Raw genomic sequence first — 16,158 nt, forward strand, 5'->3', positions numbered from 1 at the left:
TGTCTCGATTACCTGGGGGATCCGCCCTCAGATTTGAGACCCTGCAACGGCCAGCGGTCGTCCGATTGCGGATCGTCCAGCCAGAAGGTTTGTTCGTCGCTGTTGACCGTGAGCCCGAAGCGGGACCGGCTGGGGCGGCCCAGCGATTCCCAGCGGCGGTGCGCGTCCTCGGCGAGATCCCACAACGCGCGCGGACCTCCTTGCGCTACCTCGAAACCGTGGTCGGTGCGGCGGGTGCGGGCCCAGGAACCGTCCGGATGGGACAGTGCGAAGGCGCCGTTCGGCTCGACGTGCACCGGGCGGACGTCGGGCAGCTCTAGCGAGGCGAAGAATTCGAAATGCCGTTGCGGTTTAAGCACATCCGACATCGAGAGTTGAGTCGGACGCCATGGTGTGTCGGCGGCGGGCGGCAATTCGGCAGGCGGTGGCAGCCGATGGGCGCGCAGGGGCATGAACCGGCCGTCGCGGGCTAGGACCTGGCCTTCGGCGGTCGCGGCATCGCCCGCGGTCAGGCGGATGAGCCCGCCGCCGAGCGGGCGGTTGAGCGTGGTGACCAGGTGCCCGCCGGGGAGTGTTTGAGCAAGCCAGGCAAGGGGAATCCGTGATACCGACGCGGTGCACAGGACCCGGTCGAAAAGAATTCCGGCCGGGAAGCCGAGTGCGCCGTCTCCGGTTGCGCACGCGGGTGCGTAGCCGCAGGAGGCCAAGCGTTCCTGCGCGGCGGCGGCGATGGTGGCGTCGATATCCACTGTGGACACTTGGCCGGAACCGCAGCGGCGGCACAGCAAACCCGCGTTGTACCCCGTTCCGGTGCCGATCTCCAGTACGCGATCGCCGTCGCGGACCAGGAGTTCTTCCAGCATGATCGCCATGATCGCGGGCATGCTGGACGAACTGGTCGGCACGCCGGGGACCGGTCCGTGCGCGCGGGCGCGGTCCCAGAGCGCCGGGTCGTCGTCGAGCTGGGTGACCAGGACGTCGCGCGAATAGACGCGGTCCAGCCAGTCCGGATCGCCGCGGTCGACCGCCGCCCAGCCGGTGCCGGCGGGCACGAAAAACCGCGGCAGGAACGCGTGCCGCGGGACGGTGGCGAAGGCTTCCGTCCAGGCTTCGTCGTGCAGCACGTCCTCTTCGACGAGCTGCCGGACCAGGCGTCGACGCAACCGTTGTGCCCGCATAAGCCCAGGGTAACGGGGTGAGCGGAACCACACCCGATGGTTGCAAGCAGGGTGCTTGCAATAGCTAGCACGCGAGCGTACTGTCGAGTAGGTCGCGAGGAGGTGACCGGATGACAGAACCCGGCGGAGCACAGCGCCCCATGGACAAGGTCGCGGACATCGCCTCCGACATCGGCGAGTACATCCGCCAGCAGCGCAGTTCCGCGAAGATTTCGCTGCGCCAGCTGTCGAAACTCGCCGGAGTGTCCAATCCGTACCTGAGCCAGATCGAGCGCGGGGTCCGCAAACCCAGCGCGGAGATCCTGCAGCAGATCGCCAAAGGGCTGCGGATCTCGGCCGAAGCGTTGTACGTGCAGGCCGGGATCCTCGACCTGCCGACCGGCGGCCCGGTCGGCGACGCGATCCGCGCGGACGCCGAGTTGACCGAACGGCAGAAGCAGGTCCTGCTCGACGTCTACGAGTCCTTCCGGCGCGAAAACGCCGCCGCCAGCACCGCACCGAAGATCACCCAAGAGACCACTGAGGAGTCGGCATGACCACGCCCAAGACCGAGGACGTCCGCAAGGCCGTCAACACCGCGCTCGACCAGGTCCGCACCCCGCTGCTCGCCGCGCTCGGCGCCGGCAACCTGGCCAGCCAGGCCGTGACCGACGCGGTTTCCAAGGCCCGCGCCAACGTCACCAAGAACACCGAGGCCGCCCGCAAGGGCATCGAGGAGCTGCCGACCGACGTCGAGAGCCTCCGCGAGAAGCTCGACCCGGCCGAACTGCGCAAGGCCATCGACGAGTACACCGAGGCCGCGCTGAAGCTGTACAACAAGCTGGCCGAGTCCGGCGAGCAGGCCTGGGACAAGATCGCCGCGCAGCCGCAGGTCAAGAAGGCCCTGGAGCAGCTGGACGACGCGCTGACCGCCGCGCAGGAGCGCGTCGACGGCCTGACCGAGGAGACCCGCGAGCGCGTCGACGGCGTGCTGGCGAAGGTCACCAAGCGCACCCGTTCCGCCGGGGAGAAGGCCGCCCGCAAGGTGACCGAGGTGGCTGGCGAGACCGCGGACGCCGTCGAGGAAATCGGCGAGAACGTCGCGCACGAGACCCGGTCGGTGGCCCGCAAGGCCGCGAACCGCACCGCGCCGAAGACCGCCACGCCTGCCCGTCGCACGACCACCAGCGCTACCGCCACGGCGACCACGGCGAACGCCAAGAAGCCGGCCGCGCCGAAGACGGAGAAGTGACGGTCGCACCGCACTGACGGCGGTTCGAGCGCTTCGGCGCGGTAACCGTTGGGGTGACTCGGTTTGCGCCGGGGTCGCCGAGGGCGAGAATTGAAGATCGAGGGGTCGCACGGCGGCCGGACCGAGGGTTGGTCCGGCCGCCGTGTGCTGTGTTGGGAGTGTTTCGGCGGGGCTTTGGGGTTGGTCGGGTGGGGCTCGCTGGGGCGAATGCGCTGGGCGGGTGGGCTTCGCTCGGCGACGCGGTTGGGTCGGGCCCGGGTGGAGGGGGCGTCGTTTGGGCCGGACCTAAGCGGAGGCGGTTTAGTTGGGTCGGGCCCAGGTGGAGCAGGCTTCGCTGGGTTCGACCTAGGCGGAGGTGGCTTAGCTGGGTTCGACCTAGGCGGAGGTGGCTTAGCTGGGTCGGACCTAGGCGGAGCGGGCGTCGTTGGGTCGGACCTAGGTCTGCGGCGGGGAGTTGGGTTCGACCTAAGCTGCTCGACTTAAAGCCGAGCGGGAAGCTAGGTCGGGCCTAAGCCGGGAGGATTTGGCTAGGCCGAACCCAACGCAGGATTTGGCTAGGCCGAACCTAAGGCGAGCCGGGCGATGCCCAAGCCGGGGTCGGCACTGCACTCAGCCGAAGCCGAAGCCGAAGCCCCGCCGGAAGTGACCGTTGTCACCCCAGCGCTCGCCGCCGCGTCGACCATGGGCGAACCCGGGCAACCCAGTCCTGACCAGCGGTCACGCCGCGGCGCCGGGTTTCGGGGGAGCGGGCGGCGTGGGCGGTTTGCCGTAAGCTGGCGTCGTGCTGGTTGCCGAATGGATCCTCAAGGTCATCCACTGGGGCAGCGCCTTGGTCGGGCTCTTCGCCTTCGTTCACGCGCTGCTGCAGCGAGCTGACGCGTACTCGGCGGCCGATCGCAAGACCAAGCCGATCTGGATGTTGATCACCGGCGGGGCCACGCTCGCGCTGGTGCTGTTCCAGATCCAGGGGCCCGGGTTCATCTTCTGGGTGCCCGCGATGGCGGCGGCGCTCGTCTACATCGTCGACGTGCGGCCGAAGCTCATCGAGGTTCAGCGGGGCCACCGCAACTGGTGAACGTCGGCCCGGGCGGATTACATTCGGGGCGGTGACCACCTGGACTATCGCTGGAAGCCTTACCGTCGTTCCCGCCCCGACCCGTACTGACCTGCTCGCCGAGCCCGTCGCCAAGGCGCTGGCCGCGATGCCCGCGCCGGACGCGCTCGGCGTCACCGAGATCGATCCGGAACTCGCTGATACCGCCGCGTTTTGCGAGGCGTACGGGTCGCCGCTGACCGCGTCCGCGAACTGTGTCGTTGTCGCCGGTAAGCGCGCTGGCGAGGTTCGGTTCGCCGCGGCGCTCGTGCTCGCGACTACCCGCGCCGATGTCAACGGAGTCATCAAGCGCCGTCTCGACGTGCGCAAGGCGTCTTTCGCTCCGATGGACGAGGCCGTTTCCCTCACCGGCATGGAATACGGCGGCATCACGCCTGTCGGGCTGCCCGCGGACTGGCCGATCCTCATCGACCAGGCTGTCGCCGACGCGCCGGAGCTGGTGATCGGCAGCGGAATCCGCGGCAGCAAGCTCCTGATCTCGGGTTCGGCGCTGGCGGGGCTGCCGAACGCCGAGGTCATCGACGGGCTCGCGCGCTGAACTGTCCATAATGGACGATTCAAACCCGGTCGAGGTCAGCCCGGCTGTTCTCGAAGCGCTTAAGCGGCAGCGCGAGGCGATGTTGGCCGCGCTGGACGAGGACCGCCCGATCTACGGCGTCAACACCGGGATGGGGCGGCTCGCCGGGACCCGGCTCACCCACGAGCAGCAAGCCAGTCACCAGCGCAATCTCCTGGTCGGCCGGGCGGTGGGCGGACCGCCGTGGTTGTCGCCGGAGCTGACCCGGGCGTTGCTGTACATGCGGCTGCGCGGGTTTCTCCGCGGCGACGCGGCGGTCAGCCCTGAGCTGGTCACCTTCCTCGCCGACCGGCTCAACGACGGGTTCCTTCCCGCCGTTCCGCGCGACAGTCTCGGCAGCGCGGGCGAGATCATCCCGCTGGCGCACGCGTTCCAGACCTTCGTCGGGCTCGGCACCGTCATCGAGGACGGCATCGAGGTCCCGGCGGCGGAGGCGTTGTGCCAAAGCGGGGTGAAGCCGTTCGTGCTCGGGCCGAAGGAGGGGGCGAGCCTGATTCAAGGCTCGCCGCTAGCCGAGGCGTACGCGTGGGTCTGCGGCGAAAGAGCGCGTCGGCTGGTCGAGTGGCAGACGGTCTGCGCAGCGATCGCCGTGGACGTTCTTGGCGCGCCGCAAGCGATCTACCGCGGCACGAAGATCGAGGGACTCATCGACGGGGCCGCCACGAGAGAGGGAGTCGTGCAGGCACCGATCTCGGTCCGAGTGGGGCCGAAGGTGCTCGATTACGTCAGCCAGACCATCGAGGAACTGCGAGAAACTCTGCAGGAGTCCTGGGAAACTCCGGCGGACTCACCGGCCTTCGTCAACGGCGAGTTCGTTCCGACAACCGGCTATCACGCAGCCGCGCTCGGGCTCCGGATGGACGCGGTCAAGGCAGCGCTCATCCACGCGGCGGAGGTTTCGGTACAGCGCCTGCATCGCCTCCTCGACCCGCAGTTCAGCGGTCTGCCTCCGCAGCTCGCGGTGGACCCGGGTCCACAGGCTGGGCTCACGCCGTTGCACAAACGCGCGGCCGGCGAGCTGCACGCGATGCGCGGGCTGGCCGCACCGGCGACGCTCGGGTCGATCGACACTTCCGCTGGTCAGGAGGACGTGCAAGCGTTTGCCAGCAAAGCCGGTGCCGAGTTGGAGACAGTCATCGAGCGGTTCTTCGCTATCACCGCGTGCGAGCTGATCGCCGGACGGCAGGCGCGGTATCTCGACCACACCCCAGGAGCGCCGAAGCTGGCCGACACCTACGCCTGGCTGGCGGCGAGGATCGAGCCGGTGGTGGTCGACCGGTCGCTGGGACCGGAGATCGACAAGCTGGCCGAAGCCTGTCTCACGAGTCCCGACGGGCCTGTTGGAGCGCGAGACCGCGAGGCGTAGCCAGCTTGGTCAGCAGAGCGAACAACCCCTCGCACACCAACGCCAGGATCACCACCGCCACGCCGCCGCCGAAGATCTCGCCGTGGCCCTGCTCGCCGAGGGCGAAACCGTCCACGATGTAACGGCCGAGGCCGCCGCCGTCGTTCACGATCGCGCCGATCGCGACCGTCGCGACCAGCTGCAGGAACGCCACTCGCGCGGCGGCCACGATCACCGGGGAGGCCAGCGGCAGTTCGACGCGCAGCATGATCTGCCACTCGCGATACCCGGTGCCGCGCGCCGCGTCCACCACGTCCTGCTCCACCTGCACCACACCGGCGTAGGTGTTGGTGAACAGCGGCGGCAGCGCCAGCGCGACGAGCGCGAGCAGCAGCGGCCAGAAGTCCGTGTTCGCGCCCCACCTGCTGGCCAGGAACCAGAACAGGATGATCAGCCCGAAGCTCGGGATCGCGCGGCCGATGTTCACCGCGCTGCTGGCCAGGAACTGGCCGCGCCGGTAGTGCGCGAGCCACAGCGCGAACGGGACCGTCAGGACGATCGAGATCACCAGCGCCAGCGCGGAAAACCACAGATGCTGCACGGTCCGGAACGGAATCCCGGCCGGGTCGGTCCAGCTCCAGCGGTTCGGGTCGGCCAGCCATTGGCTCAGCTGCGCGAAAAAGCTCATCGGACGGCCCTCCGCGCCCACGGGGCCAGCGCGCGTTCGCTCAGCCACAGCAGCAAATCGACGAGTACGGCCAGCGCGATCGATGCCGCGATGCCGACGATGATCGGGCTCGGGTTGGGGATCGGCGTCTGGATGCCGGCGCGGATGAAGTAGCCGAGCCCGCCCTTGCCGAGCAGCGACGTGACGGTGACCAGGCCGATCGTCGTCACCGCGGCCACCCGCAGCCCGGCGATCACCACCGGCAGCGCGAGCGGAAGCTCCACCTGCCACAACAGCCGCCGCGGCGTGAAGCCCATCCCGACCGCCGCTTCGCGCACCTCGGTCGGCACCTGTTGCACGCCGGTCACGATGTTGCGGATCAGGATCAGCAGCGTGTACGTGGCCAGCGGGATCACCGACGTGGCGAAGGAGAACCCGAGCACCGGCACCAGCAGCGCGAACGCGCCCAGGCTCGGGATCACGTAAAGCGCGCCCGCCGTGCCGACCACGAACGGATAGAACCAGCGGTAGCGCAGGCACAGCGTGGCCAGCGCTAGCGACAGCACGAGACCGACGCCGAGCGCGGTCGCGGTGAGGGCGACGTGCTCGCCGAGCCGCTGAAGAATCGCGTCAGCGTTGCGTTCGACCCACCGCCATTCGAAGAGGGGACGGCTGCTGTCGGCCAGCAGCGGGGTCACGGACGCGTGCACGGCGCGACCTTACCCCGATCGAGCGACAATATTCCGGCCCTTGAGATTCCGTGGCGAGGATTCCTAACCAGTGGTTTCTGTCGGGGGTCGCGGTTAGGGTCCATTCCCACTAACGAGTGAACTGAGGAGTGTGGGGACACGTGCGCTGGACCCGGAACATCCGAGTGGCCGCGCTGCTGGCGACGGCCGCGCTCGGCTTGACCGCGTGCGGTGGGGGAAGCGACCAGCCGGCCGCGCCGAGCAAGGGCGGCGCTCCGGTCGTCGTCGCCTCGTTCAACTTCACCGACAGCCAGATTCTGGCCGAGATCTACGCGAGCGCGCTGGAGGCCAAGGGCTATCCGGTCACCCGGAAGCTGAACCTCGGCTCGCGGGAGCTGGTCTACCCGTCGCTCAAATCCGGCGAACTGCAGTTCCTGCCGGAGTACCAGGGCGCGGCCATCACGACCGGCTTCGGCAAGGAGGCCACTAAGGACGCCAGGGCCGAGCACGACCAGCTGGCGAAGCTGTTCGCGCCGGAGGGTGTCGGCCTGCTGAACTACGCGGCCGCGGAGGACAAGAACACCTACATCATGAAGGCCGATGTCGCGAAGTCGAAGGGCATCGCGTCGATCAGCGACCTGAAGAAGCTCGACAAGGTCGTCATGGCCGGTCCGCCGGAGTGCGAGAAGCGGCTGCCGTGCTTCAAGGGCTTCAAGGACGTCTACAAGCTGACGAACGCCACCTTCCAGACCGTGCAGGAGGCCGGGCCGCGCGTGCAGCAGCTCAACTCCGGCGCGGTCATGGTGATCCCGGTCGACTCGGTCAGCCCGCTGGTCGGCGACTCGCAGTACGTCGCGCTCAAGGACGACCTCACCATCGTGCCCACCGAGAACGTGGTGCCCGCGGTGAACAAGAAGGTGCTCGACGAGCGCGGCACGGACTTCGCGAACGTCGTCAACGCGGTCAGCGCGAAGCTCACCACCGAGGGCATGCGCGAGCTGAACAAGCGGGTGGACGCGGACGGCGAGCCGGCGGCCGACGTGGCCAAGGACTGGCTGAAGCAGCAGGGCCTGTCCTGATGCTCTCGGGGAGTGGCGGGGTGCGTACCGCCACTCCCCGGGGTTTCCGCGCGTGTGCGAAGGTGACTGCGGCGGAAACCCGAGGAGAGCAGGGGAAACGACATGGGCAAGGTCACGGCCACCGCGGAGCGCACGATCGACGCGCCGGTGGAACGCGTGCGTGAGCTGGTCGCGGACTACGCCGAGACCCGGCCGAAGCTGCTCACCGAGCACTACCGCGACTACGAGGTCAGCGAAGGCGGCGTCGGCGCCGGCACGAAGGCCAGCTGGAAGCTGCAGGCCACGTCCAAGCGCGTGCGCGACGTCGCGGCCACGGTGACCGAGCCGTCGCCGGGCACCTTCGTCGAGACCGACGCGAACTCCAGCATGGTCACCACCTGGTCCGTCACGCCCTCGGGCGAGCGTTCGCTGGTCCGCATCGAGACCAGCTGGGACGGCGCGGGCGGCGTCGGCGGCTTCTTCGAGAAGACCTTCGCGCCGGGCGGGCTGAAGAAGATCTACGACGGCGTTCTCGGCAAGCTCGCGGAGATCGTGTAGCGCTCGCCACAGCTCCGGGGACAATCGGAATGCGCGCCCCGGTTGCTCCGTTGGCCGGATAGGCGGGGCGCGCGCCCCGCTTCAGCCCAGCTTGAACGAAACGGAGTTCGACGGTGAACGCACCCACAGCGCCCGACACAGCGACCGAGGTCCGGCTCGCGGCCCGTCCGCACGGCGTCCCGACCATGGACAATTTCGACATCGTCGAGACCGAGGTGCCGAAGCCGGGTCCCGGGCAGATCCTGGTGCGCAACGTCGTGATGAGCGTCGACCCGGCGATGCGCGGCCGGATGAACGACGTGAAGTCCTACTCGCCGCCGTTCGTGGTGGGCGAGGCCATGCAGGGCGGCGCGGTCGGCGAGGTCATCGAGTCCACTGTGGACGACTTCGCGCCCGGCGATCACGTGCTGCACCAGGCGGGCTGGCGCACGCACGCGGTGCTCGATGCCAAGCGAGCGGTCAAAGTGGACGATTCCGTCGCGCCGCTTTCGACCTACCTCGGCGTGCTCGGGATGCCGGGGCTCACCGCGTACGCCGGACTGCTGGTGAGCGCGGAATTCAAGCCCGGCGACACGGTTTTCGTGTCCGGCGCGGCCGGTGCGGTCGGCTCGCTCGTCGGACAGCTGGCGCGGCTCAAGGGCGCCAAGCGCGTGATCGGCAGCGCGGGTTCGGCGGAGAAGGTCCGTTACCTCACCGAGGAACTCGGCTTCGACGCCGCCTTCAACTACAAGGACGGACCGGTCGCCGAGCAGCTCGCCGCCGCCGCGCCCGAGGGCATCGACGTCTACTTCGACAACGTCGGCGGTGAGCACCTCGAAGCCGCGATCGCGTCGATGAACCTGCACGGCCGGATCGCCATCTGCGGCATGATCTCGCAGTACAACGCCACCGAGCCGACGCCCGCGCCGCGCAACCTGGTGCAGCTCATCGCGAAGCGGATCACCATGCGCGGCCTGCTCGTGCTGGACCACTGGCACCTGATGCAGGAGTTCGTGGCCGAGGTCGCGCCGCTCGTCGCGTCCGGGGAGATCAAGTACTCGGAGACCTTTGTGGACGGTATCCGCAACGCGCCGGAGGCGTTCCTCGGTCTGCTCAGCGGGGCGAACACCGGCAAGATGCTGGTGCGCCTCAGTTCCTGACGATCGCGTCGGCCAGCTCGGGCATCGTCGCCGCGGTGTAGGTCGCGGCGGGAAGGCCGGGCAGCGGATGGACTCCGGGACGCGCGAGCAGCGCGGTCCGGAGTCCGGCGGCTTGTGCCCCGGCGATGTCCCAGCCGTGCGCGGCGACCATGACCGCCTGGCCGGGTTCGACGGCGAAGGCACGCAGCACCTGCTGGTACGGCTCCGGCGCTGGCTTGAGCCTGCTGACTTGCTGTGCGGAGAAGATCCGGTCGAATTTCGTTGCCAGGCCAGCGTTTTGCAGCTGCGCTTCGGCGGTCGCGAGCGGCGAGTTCGTGAGGGCGACGACCTGATGCCCGGCCTGGCGCAAGCGATCCAGGCCGGGTACGACGTCGCCGTGCGCGGGCAGGGCACGCAGGCCGTCGCCGACCTTCACTAGCTCGGCGTCGGTCAGTTCGTGGCCGTGCCGCGCGCAAACGGCGAGCGCGGCTTCGCCGGCGATCTGCGCGAAATCGCGGTACTGGCCTGCCGCGGTCACCGTGAGCACGGTGTGGATCGCGAGCGTGAACCATTCCTGTCGCGCCGCCGGGTCTCCGGTGAGCTGGGTGAACAGCGGGTCGAGCGCGGTCAGGTCGAGCAGTGTTTCGTTGACGTCGAACACGCAGAGCATCGCGCCTCCTGCCGGTGAACCGCTTGCGTACCAGGGTCCTCCGTCAGTCGCGGACTAGGCAAGCGCGGTGATCAGTTCGGCGAGAACTCCCTGCCAATGGCGGCGTTGCCGCTCCCGTTCGGCGGCGTCGGCCAGCCGTTCCTGGTGGATGCGCAGCATCGCTTTGCCGGGACCGGTGGCGCGCACGGCGAGTTGCAGGGTCGTCTCGTGTGACCACCCGGTCGGCTGCCAAGTGAGCCGGATCCGGTCCATTTCGCGGAAACTGCGCGTCTCGCCGCGGATTCCGTCGGCGGTCTCGTATCCGACGCCTGGTTCGGGGTGGACGGTCACGCCCTCGCCGAGCCAGATCGCCACACCTTCCGGTGAGGTGATGAAGTCCCACACCTCTTCGGCGGAGCGGCCGACCGTCTTCGAGACGCCGATCTGCCAGCCCGCGTCCTTGGTCTGCCCGACGCTCACTGAACCACCGCCGCGATCGCGCTGACCTCGACGAGCGCACCGGGCACGGCGAGCCCGGCCACGCGCTGGACGGTCACCGGAGGTGTCGCGCCCGCCAAAGCCGCGGCGGCGGCCGGATAAGCCTGGGCGAGATCGACGTCCTCGACCAGCAGGATGGTCAGCATCACCACATCCTGGACGGTCGCGCCGCCCGCGGCCAGGGCGGTTTTCAGATTGGCCATTACCCGCTCGACCTGCGCGGCGACGTCAGTCCCGCCGACGAGCTTGCCCTCGTTGTCGACCGCGTTCTGGCCGCCGACGTAGATCGTGGTGGCTCCCGGTGGGACCACCGCGAGCTGGGCGAAGGCGGGGGACTGGACGAGCCCTTCGGGGCGGAGCAGCTGAGTCATGAGAGGAGTATGAGCGGATACCCGGTCGGATACTGTCCTAGTTTCGCGCGAGAATTCTCGACATGACCACGACGAGCCGCCGCCTGGAGACGCTGGCGTTGCTGCAGGCGCGTCCCGGCATCTCCGCCACCGACCTCGCGGCCCGGCTCGGCGTCACCGAGCGCACCACCCGCCGCGACATCGCTCAGCTGCGCGAACTCGGCTACCGCATCGACGGCGAGCCGGGCCGGATCGGCGGGTACCGGCTCGCGCACGGCACCGCGATGCCGCCGCTGTTGCTCGACGCGGACGAGGTCGCCGCGGTTTCGCTCGGCCTGCAGACCGCGGTGGCGATCGACGGGCTGGAAACCGCCACGGTGACCGCGCTGGCCAAGCTGACCCAGGTGGTCCCGACGCGCTGGCAGACCCGGCTCGCCGCGCTCGCGGAGGTGGAATCGTTGCCGGGCAAACCTTTCCGGCGAGCCGCGCGAGATATCTTGGTGCCGCTCGCGTTGGCTTGCCGGGCTGGCGAAGCGGTCCGGATCCGGCATCGAGCGCTGGGCGCTCCGTCGGCGAAACCGGTTGAGGTGCAGCCTTATCGGCTCCTCACGGTGAGTCGGCAGTGGTACCTCGTCGCCTGCCCGCGCGGGGCGATCGAGTGGAAAGTCTTTGCTGTAGAACGAATCGAGGCTGCCCAGCCGCTCGGGATCCAGCTGCCCGCGCCGGAACCACCGTCCACAGTGGCCGATCTGGTGACGGACGTGCGCTGGCGGCATCGTGTCCGGGTGCGGGTGCATACCTCCGCCGACCTGGTGCGGGAACTCGTCGACCCGAGCGTGGCCACCGTGGTCGAGGACGGCGACGAATGCGAACTCCGCTTCGGTACCGACGATCTCGACTGGGCCGCGCGCTGGCTGGCTTACCTGGACGTGGATTTCGACGTCCTGGAGCCGTCCGCGCTCACCGATCGCTTGCACGCCTTCGGTTCGTGGCTGGCTGCCCGCTACGTCACCACTCCGCCGGACTGATCGCCGGATTCCCGGCGCGATAAGCCTCGACCACGATCCGCGCCGCCCGCCGGGACTTGGCGACGACCTGCTCCGTCGGGTAGCCCAGCCATTGGTATACGCCATTGAGGTAGAAATCGCCGTAGCCGAAGGCTTGGGTGTGGAGCTGTTCCATCAGTTCCAGTGCGATCGCCGGATCCGGCGCGATCGCGAGACAGCGCAGCAGCGACGCGTCGATCAGTTCACGGCGGGCCTCGTGCAGTTCGACGTATTGCTCGCCAGCCAGCTCGGCAGCGAAGAACACGTGCAGCCCGATCCGGGTGTCGATCAGGAACTTGGTGTGCGCGGCGGCGACTGCGGCCAGCGCGGCACCGTCGTCGGTTTCGGCCGCGGCTGCTTCCTCGGCGAGTTCACGGAGCTGGCGCGCCGCGATCGTGCCGACCGCGGCCAGCAACGCCGCGCGGTCCGGGAAATGCCGGTACGGCGCGGCGGCGGAGACCTTCGCCCGACGCGCGGCTTCGGCGACCGAGAAGCCGGTAATCCCGTTCTCCGCGATCAAATCGAGCGAGACGCGCACGAGCTCGGCGCGCAGGTTGCGGTGGTGGTACTGCGCCGCCATGCCGTGTGTCACACCCGATCGTGGTCGCGTCGAGGAATAAGCCGAGGCCCACGCTAGTCTATGTAAGAGGGTTCTTACATCGAATTTGTCCCGGACCGGACGGGACGCCCAGGAGGGCTTCATGACCACGACCACCTCCGCCATCGCCGCCGCGGCGCCGGGCGGACCGCTCGCCCCGACGACGATCGAACGCCGCGACCTTCGGCCGGACGACGTGCTGATCGACATCGCCTACGCCGGCATCTGCCACAGCGATCTGCACCAGGTCCACCAGGACTGGGGGACCGCGATCTTCCCGATGGTCCCGGGCCACGAGATCGCCGGCGTCGTCGCCGCGGTCGGCTCGGACGTCACGAAGTACCAGGTCGGCGACCGGGTCGGGGTCGGCTGCATGGTCGATTCCTGCGGCGAATGCGAATACTGCCGCGCCGGGTCCGAGCAGTTCTGCGTCAAGGGGAACATCCAGACGTACAACGGGGTCGGCTTCGACGGCGAGAACACCTACGGCGGCTACAGCAAGCAGATCGTCGTGAAGGACGCCTTCGTCTGCCGCATCCCGGAAGGCATTTCCCTGGACGTCGCCGCGCCGCTGCTGTGCGCGGGCATCACGACGTACTCGCCGCTGCGCCGGTGGGGCGCGGGACCGGGCAAGAAGGTCGCCGTCGTCGGGCTTGGCGGACTCGGGCACATGGCGGTCAAGCTGGCCGTCGCGATGGGCGCGGAAGTCACCGTGCTCAGCCAGAGCCTCAAGAAGCAGGAAGACGGGCTTCGCCTTGGCGCGAAGGACTACTACGCGACCAGCGACGAGTCGACCTTCGAGACGCTCGCCGGCCGGTTCGACGTCATCCTCAACACCGTCTCGGCGAAGCTTCCGGTCGACGCCTACCTCAGCCTGCTGCGCGTCGGCGGTGCGATGGTGAACGTCGGCGCGCCGGGGGAACCGTTGGAATACAACGTCTTCTCCCTGCTCGGCGGCAACCGCGTGCTGGCCGGTTCGATGATCGGCGGCATCGCGGAGACCCAGGAGATGCTGGACTTCTGCGCCGAGCACGGCGTCGGCGCGGAGATCGAGACGATCAGCGCGGACCAGGTGAACGAGGCGTACGCGCGGGTCGAGAACAGCGACGTGCGGTACCGCTTCGTGATCGACACCTCGACGATCGGCTGACGCCCGCGCCTCATGCCACGCAGCTGTCCGTGAAGGGCTCCTTGAGGGAATCTAATTCCTCAAGGAGCCCTTCACGGACGTCCGGGAAAGCGGGTCAGAGCACCATGGTCCGGTTGCCGTGCACCAGAACACGGCCTTCCAGGTGCCAGCGCAGGCCGCGGGCGAGCGTCACCTTCTCGATGTCGCGGCCCTTGCGCACCATGTCCTGCACCGAATCGCCGTGGTCGACCCGGATCACGTCCTGTTCGATGATCGGCCCGGCGTCCAGGTCGGCGGTGACGTAGTGGCAGGTCGCGCCGACGAGCTTCACGCCGCGGGTGTGCGCCTGGTGGTACGGCTTCGCGCCGATGAACGACGGCAGGAAGCTGTGGTGGATGTTCAGCGCGCGCCCGGCCCACGCCGCGCACAGTTCCGCGGGCAGCACCTGCATGAACCGCGCCAGCACGATCGCGTGCGGGTCGTGTGCGTCGACCAGTTCGCGGACCTTGGCGAACGCGGCCGCTTTGCCGTCCGGGTCGCCCGCGGGGAAAGGCACGTGGTGGAACGGGATCCCGTGCGCGCGGGTGATGTCCGCGAGCGAATCGTGGTTGCCGATCACCGCGGCGATGTCGACGTCCAGCTCCCCGGAGGCGACCCGGCCGAGCAGGTCGTACAGGCAGTGCCCGGCCTTCGACACCAGCACCACCGCTCGCGGGCGCTCGCCGGTGTCGCGCACCTGCCAGCTCGATTCGGCGGACAGCTCGTTCGCCACCTCGCCGAACCGCTCGCGCAATCCCGCGGCGTCGAACGGCAGCGAATCGGCGCGCACGACCTGGCGGGTGAAGAACCAGCCCGAGTCGGGGTCGGTGTGATACGCCGCCTCGGCGATCATTCCGCCGTGGTCGGCGAGGAAGCCCGAGATGCGGGCGATGATGCCGGTGCGGTCGGGGCAGCCGAAGGTGAGCACGTAACGCTGGGGATCTGACACGCGCCCATTCTCACCGGCCGCTGGTCAGGGTGCGGTGAGGGGCTCCAGAAGGGTGGCGTCGCCGACTTTCCCGGCACGGTTCGGGCGGCCCCACAGCGCGCGGTAGACGTCGTCGGCGGGGCCGGTGAGCGTGAGGTCCGGGACGCCTTCGCCCAGCGTCGGCGGCTGGCCGGGGCGCAGCAGGACGGTCCACGTCCGGGTGTCGGTGCTGACCTGGACTATCCCTTCGCGGCCGCTCGGGTGGGCGCGGCGCGGGGTCAGGAAGGCGAGGAATTCGTCGATCCCGTCCTCGGCGAATTCGGTGCGGTACTGGGTGACCGGCGGCGTGGGCAGTGCGCTTTCCGCGTCGAGCCGGTGGATGGCGAACTCGTGCGCGAGCCTGCGGGTCCAGTCGCCGACGGTGATCGGGCCGCCGTGCGGGAACGGCGACCGCAGCGGGGTGTCCGCCGGGCGGCGCAGGGCTTCGCGCACGGCCATGCGTTCGCCGTCCCAGCGGCCGAGCGCGTCCTCCCAGGTGTCCGCTGTCGGTGGCTCAGCGTTCCGGTCGGTGATCGCCGCGACCGTGTACGAGAGCACCGTCGTCAGGTGCGTCACCAGGTCCCGCACTGTCCATTCCGGACAGTTCCGGACCGGCGCGGCCGGGCCCGCGGCGAGCGTCGCGGCCTTGATCCGGTCGGCGTGGATGTCGATCGCTTCCAGCAGACGTGGCGCGTCCATGCCTTGACCGTAGCCTGCGCACCCGCACCCGGCGGCCGAACTCGACGAGCACGACCAGCAGCAGCCCGAGCAGGAACGACAGCAGCAGCCCGTACACCGGACGGTCGGCGAACGCGGTGCCGCCGACGAGCCCGATCAGCGCGCTGTACACCGACCACAGCGCCGCGCCGACGGCGTCGAGCGGCACGAACCGGCGCAGCGGGTAGCCGAGGCTGCCGTTGGCCAGCGCGCTCGCGACGCGGCCGCCGGGCAGGTAGCGCGCGGCGATGATCAGCAGCGGCGCTTGCCGGCGGACCTGGTCGCGAGCCCATTCGTAGCGTTGCCGTCCGGACGGTCCGCGCTGCAGCCTGGCGACGGCGCGCGGTCCGGCGGCGCGGCCCACGGCGTAGCCGAGACAGTCGCCCGCCCACGCGCCCGCGGCGGATACGACGACCAGCAGCGCTAGCTGGCCCACGTCCGGTCCGATCAGGACAGCCACGGTCACCACGGTCGTTTCGCTCGGCATGAACGGGAGCAACGCGTCCAGTCCGGCGATCGCGAACACGAGCACCCACAGCCAGGGCGAGCCGAGCGTGCCCCGGATCAGCTCGGTGACGTGTTCCAGCAGTTCCACCCGCTCATCGTCAGCACTGAAGGTCACCAAGGGAT

At 69.2% G+C, this 16,158-nt stretch carries 19 protein-coding genes and 1 pseudogene; 10 read left to right on the top strand and 10 right to left on the bottom strand.

Going from position 1 to position 16,158, the window contains the following annotated elements:
• Nucleotides 1-8 precede the first annotated feature (8 nt).
• Complete coding sequence (locus ACZ7SW_RS05260) at nt 9-1,178, bottom strand: methyltransferase domain-containing protein (RefSeq protein WP_470229119.1); 1,170 nt, start codon at nt 1,176-1,178, stop codon at nt 9-11.
• Between the two features lie 140 nt (nt 1,179-1,318).
• Between ACZ7SW_RS05260 and ACZ7SW_RS05265 the strand changes: the two genes are divergently transcribed.
• The 5 genes from ACZ7SW_RS05265 (at nt 1,319) to ACZ7SW_RS05285 (ending at nt 5,466) form a co-directional block, all read left to right on the top strand.
• Nucleotides 1,319-1,714: a helix-turn-helix domain-containing protein gene (locus ACZ7SW_RS05265; protein WP_470229248.1), complete on the top strand. Its 396-nt coding sequence runs from the start codon at nt 1,319-1,321 to the stop codon at nt 1,712-1,714.
• Nucleotides 1,711-2,409, top strand: coding sequence for a hypothetical protein (locus ACZ7SW_RS05270; RefSeq protein ID WP_470229120.1), 699 nt, complete (start codon nt 1,711-1,713; stop codon nt 2,407-2,409). Before ACZ7SW_RS05265 ends, ACZ7SW_RS05270 begins: the two co-directional genes overlap by 4 nt.
• A 781-nt stretch (nt 2,410-3,190) precedes the next feature.
• On the top strand, nt 3,191-3,484 hold the full coding sequence (locus ACZ7SW_RS05275) for a DUF2516 family protein (protein WP_470229121.1): 294 nt from the start codon (nt 3,191-3,193) through the stop codon (nt 3,482-3,484).
• A 31-nt stretch (nt 3,485-3,515) separates the two neighbouring features.
• Complete coding sequence (locus tag ACZ7SW_RS05280) at nt 3,516-4,061, top strand: YbaK/EbsC family protein (protein ID WP_377874202.1); 546 nt, start codon at nt 3,516-3,518, stop codon at nt 4,059-4,061.
• Between the two features lie 10 nt (nt 4,062-4,071).
• A complete protein-coding gene (locus ACZ7SW_RS05285) occupies nt 4,072-5,466 on the top strand; it encodes an aromatic amino acid lyase (RefSeq protein WP_470229122.1) in 1,395 nt (464 codons plus the stop codon).
• Here the strand turns inward: ACZ7SW_RS05285 and ACZ7SW_RS05290 are convergent.
• Complete coding sequence (locus ACZ7SW_RS05290; RefSeq protein WP_470229123.1) at nt 5,420-6,133, bottom strand: ABC transporter permease; 714 nt, start codon at nt 6,131-6,133, stop codon at nt 5,420-5,422. The two genes, ACZ7SW_RS05285 and ACZ7SW_RS05290, sit on opposite strands and share 47 nt — an antisense overlap.
• Nucleotides 6,130-6,822, bottom strand: coding sequence for an ABC transporter permease (locus tag ACZ7SW_RS05295; protein ID WP_470229124.1), 693 nt, complete (start codon nt 6,820-6,822; stop codon nt 6,130-6,132). The genes ACZ7SW_RS05290 and ACZ7SW_RS05295 overlap by 4 nt, the downstream gene beginning before the upstream one ends.
• Nucleotides 6,823-6,962: 140 nt before the next feature.
• On the opposite strand from ACZ7SW_RS05295, the gene ACZ7SW_RS05300 reads away from it, so the two are divergent.
• From ACZ7SW_RS05300 to ACZ7SW_RS05310, 3 genes are all read left to right on the top strand, one after another.
• Nucleotides 6,963-7,880 (top strand): ABC transporter substrate-binding protein, encoded by a 918-nt coding sequence (locus tag ACZ7SW_RS05300; protein ID WP_470229125.1) that lies wholly within the window; start codon nt 6,963-6,965, stop codon nt 7,878-7,880.
• Between the two features lie 102 nt (nt 7,881-7,982).
• The gene (locus tag ACZ7SW_RS05305) at nt 7,983-8,417 is read left to right on the top strand and encodes an SRPBCC family protein (RefSeq protein ID WP_470229126.1); all 435 of its coding nucleotides are present in this window, start codon (nt 7,983-7,985) and stop codon (nt 8,415-8,417) included.
• Nucleotides 8,418-8,530: 113 nt separating this feature from the next.
• Nucleotides 8,531-9,556, top strand: coding sequence for an NADP-dependent oxidoreductase (locus ACZ7SW_RS05310; RefSeq protein WP_370932353.1), 1,026 nt, complete (start codon nt 8,531-8,533; stop codon nt 9,554-9,556).
• On the opposite strand, the gene ACZ7SW_RS05315 is transcribed toward ACZ7SW_RS05310, so the two are convergent.
• From ACZ7SW_RS05315 to ACZ7SW_RS05325, 3 genes are read right to left on the bottom strand one after another with little or no spacing between them, the layout of a single operon-like run.
• Nucleotides 9,546-10,205: a haloacid dehalogenase type II gene (locus ACZ7SW_RS05315; RefSeq protein ID WP_470229127.1), complete on the bottom strand. Its 660-nt coding sequence runs from the start codon at nt 10,203-10,205 to the stop codon at nt 9,546-9,548. The two genes, ACZ7SW_RS05310 and ACZ7SW_RS05315, sit on opposite strands and share 11 nt — an antisense overlap.
• Nucleotides 10,206-10,259: 54 nt before the next feature.
• A complete protein-coding gene (locus ACZ7SW_RS05320; RefSeq protein WP_470229128.1) occupies nt 10,260-10,664 on the bottom strand; it encodes an SRPBCC domain-containing protein in 405 nt (134 codons plus the stop codon).
• Nucleotides 10,661-11,053, bottom strand: coding sequence for a RidA family protein (locus ACZ7SW_RS05325; protein WP_470229129.1), 393 nt, complete (start codon nt 11,051-11,053; stop codon nt 10,661-10,663). The genes ACZ7SW_RS05320 and ACZ7SW_RS05325 overlap by 4 nt, the downstream gene beginning before the upstream one ends.
• A gap of 62 nt (nt 11,054-11,115) precedes the next feature.
• Between ACZ7SW_RS05325 and ACZ7SW_RS05330 the strand changes: the two genes are divergently transcribed.
• On the top strand, nt 11,116-12,060 hold the full coding sequence (locus ACZ7SW_RS05330) for a helix-turn-helix transcriptional regulator (RefSeq protein WP_470229130.1): 945 nt from the start codon (nt 11,116-11,118) through the stop codon (nt 12,058-12,060).
• Here ACZ7SW_RS05330 and ACZ7SW_RS05335 read toward each other — a convergent pair.
• On the bottom strand, nt 12,041-12,658 hold the full coding sequence (locus ACZ7SW_RS05335; protein ID WP_470229249.1) for a TetR/AcrR family transcriptional regulator: 618 nt from the start codon (nt 12,656-12,658) through the stop codon (nt 12,041-12,043). The two genes, ACZ7SW_RS05330 and ACZ7SW_RS05335, sit on opposite strands and share 20 nt — an antisense overlap.
• Nucleotides 12,659-12,779: 121 nt before the next feature.
• Between ACZ7SW_RS05335 and ACZ7SW_RS05340 the strand changes: the two genes are divergently transcribed.
• Nucleotides 12,780-13,826 (top strand): NAD(P)-dependent alcohol dehydrogenase, encoded by a 1,047-nt coding sequence (locus tag ACZ7SW_RS05340; protein ID WP_470229131.1) that lies wholly within the window; start codon nt 12,780-12,782, stop codon nt 13,824-13,826.
• 94 nt (nt 13,827-13,920) lie between these two features.
• On the opposite strand, the gene purU is transcribed toward ACZ7SW_RS05340, so the two are convergent.
• The 3 genes and pseudogenes from purU to ACZ7SW_RS05355 all read right to left on the bottom strand — a co-directional run bounded on the left by purU (nt 13,921) and on the right by ACZ7SW_RS05355 (nt 16,123).
• On the bottom strand, nt 13,921-14,772 hold the full coding sequence (gene purU / locus ACZ7SW_RS05345) for a formyltetrahydrofolate deformylase (RefSeq protein WP_470229250.1): 852 nt from the start codon (nt 14,770-14,772) through the stop codon (nt 13,921-13,923).
• Nucleotides 14,773-14,817: 45 nt separating this feature from the next.
• Nucleotides 14,818-15,429 (bottom strand): annotated as a pseudogene (locus tag ACZ7SW_RS05350) (maleylpyruvate isomerase family mycothiol-dependent enzyme); the annotation flags it as partial.
• On the bottom strand, nt 15,326-16,123 hold the full coding sequence (locus ACZ7SW_RS05355; protein WP_470229132.1) for a DedA family protein: 798 nt from the start codon (nt 16,121-16,123) through the stop codon (nt 15,326-15,328). The pseudogene ACZ7SW_RS05350 and the gene ACZ7SW_RS05355, both read right to left, overlap by 104 nt.
• Nucleotides 16,124-16,158 lie beyond the last annotated feature (35 nt).

Source organism: Amycolatopsis sp. NPDC114484, from assembly GCF_055633755.1.

Coding starts and splice junctions, on each gene's coding strand:
- ACZ7SW_RS05260 (WP_470229119.1), bottom strand. CDS start 1,178: ATGCGGGCACAACGGTTGCGTCGACGCCTGGTCCGGCAGCTCGTCGAA.
- ACZ7SW_RS05265 (WP_470229248.1), top strand. CDS start 1,319: ATGGACAAGGTCGCGGACATCGCCTCCGACATCGGCGAGTACATCCGC.
- ACZ7SW_RS05270 (WP_470229120.1), top strand. CDS start 1,711: ATGACCACGCCCAAGACCGAGGACGTCCGCAAGGCCGTCAACACCGCG.
- ACZ7SW_RS05285 (WP_470229122.1), top strand. CDS start 4,072: ATGGACGATTCAAACCCGGTCGAGGTCAGCCCGGCTGTTCTCGAAGCG.
- ACZ7SW_RS05290 (WP_470229123.1), bottom strand. CDS start 6,133: ATGAGCTTTTTCGCGCAGCTGAGCCAATGGCTGGCCGACCCGAACCGC.
- ACZ7SW_RS05305 (WP_470229126.1), top strand. CDS start 7,983: ATGGGCAAGGTCACGGCCACCGCGGAGCGCACGATCGACGCGCCGGTG.
- ACZ7SW_RS05315 (WP_470229127.1), bottom strand. CDS start 10,205: ATGCTCTGCGTGTTCGACGTCAACGAAACACTGCTCGACCTGACCGCG.
- ACZ7SW_RS05325 (WP_470229129.1), bottom strand. CDS start 11,053: ATGACTCAGCTGCTCCGCCCCGAAGGGCTCGTCCAGTCCCCCGCCTTC.
- ACZ7SW_RS05330 (WP_470229130.1), top strand. CDS start 11,116: ATGACCACGACGAGCCGCCGCCTGGAGACGCTGGCGTTGCTGCAGGCG.
- ACZ7SW_RS05335 (WP_470229249.1), bottom strand. CDS start 12,658: ATGGCGGCGCAGTACCACCACCGCAACCTGCGCGCCGAGCTCGTGCGC.
- ACZ7SW_RS05340 (WP_470229131.1), top strand. CDS start 12,780: ATGACCACGACCACCTCCGCCATCGCCGCCGCGGCGCCGGGCGGACCG.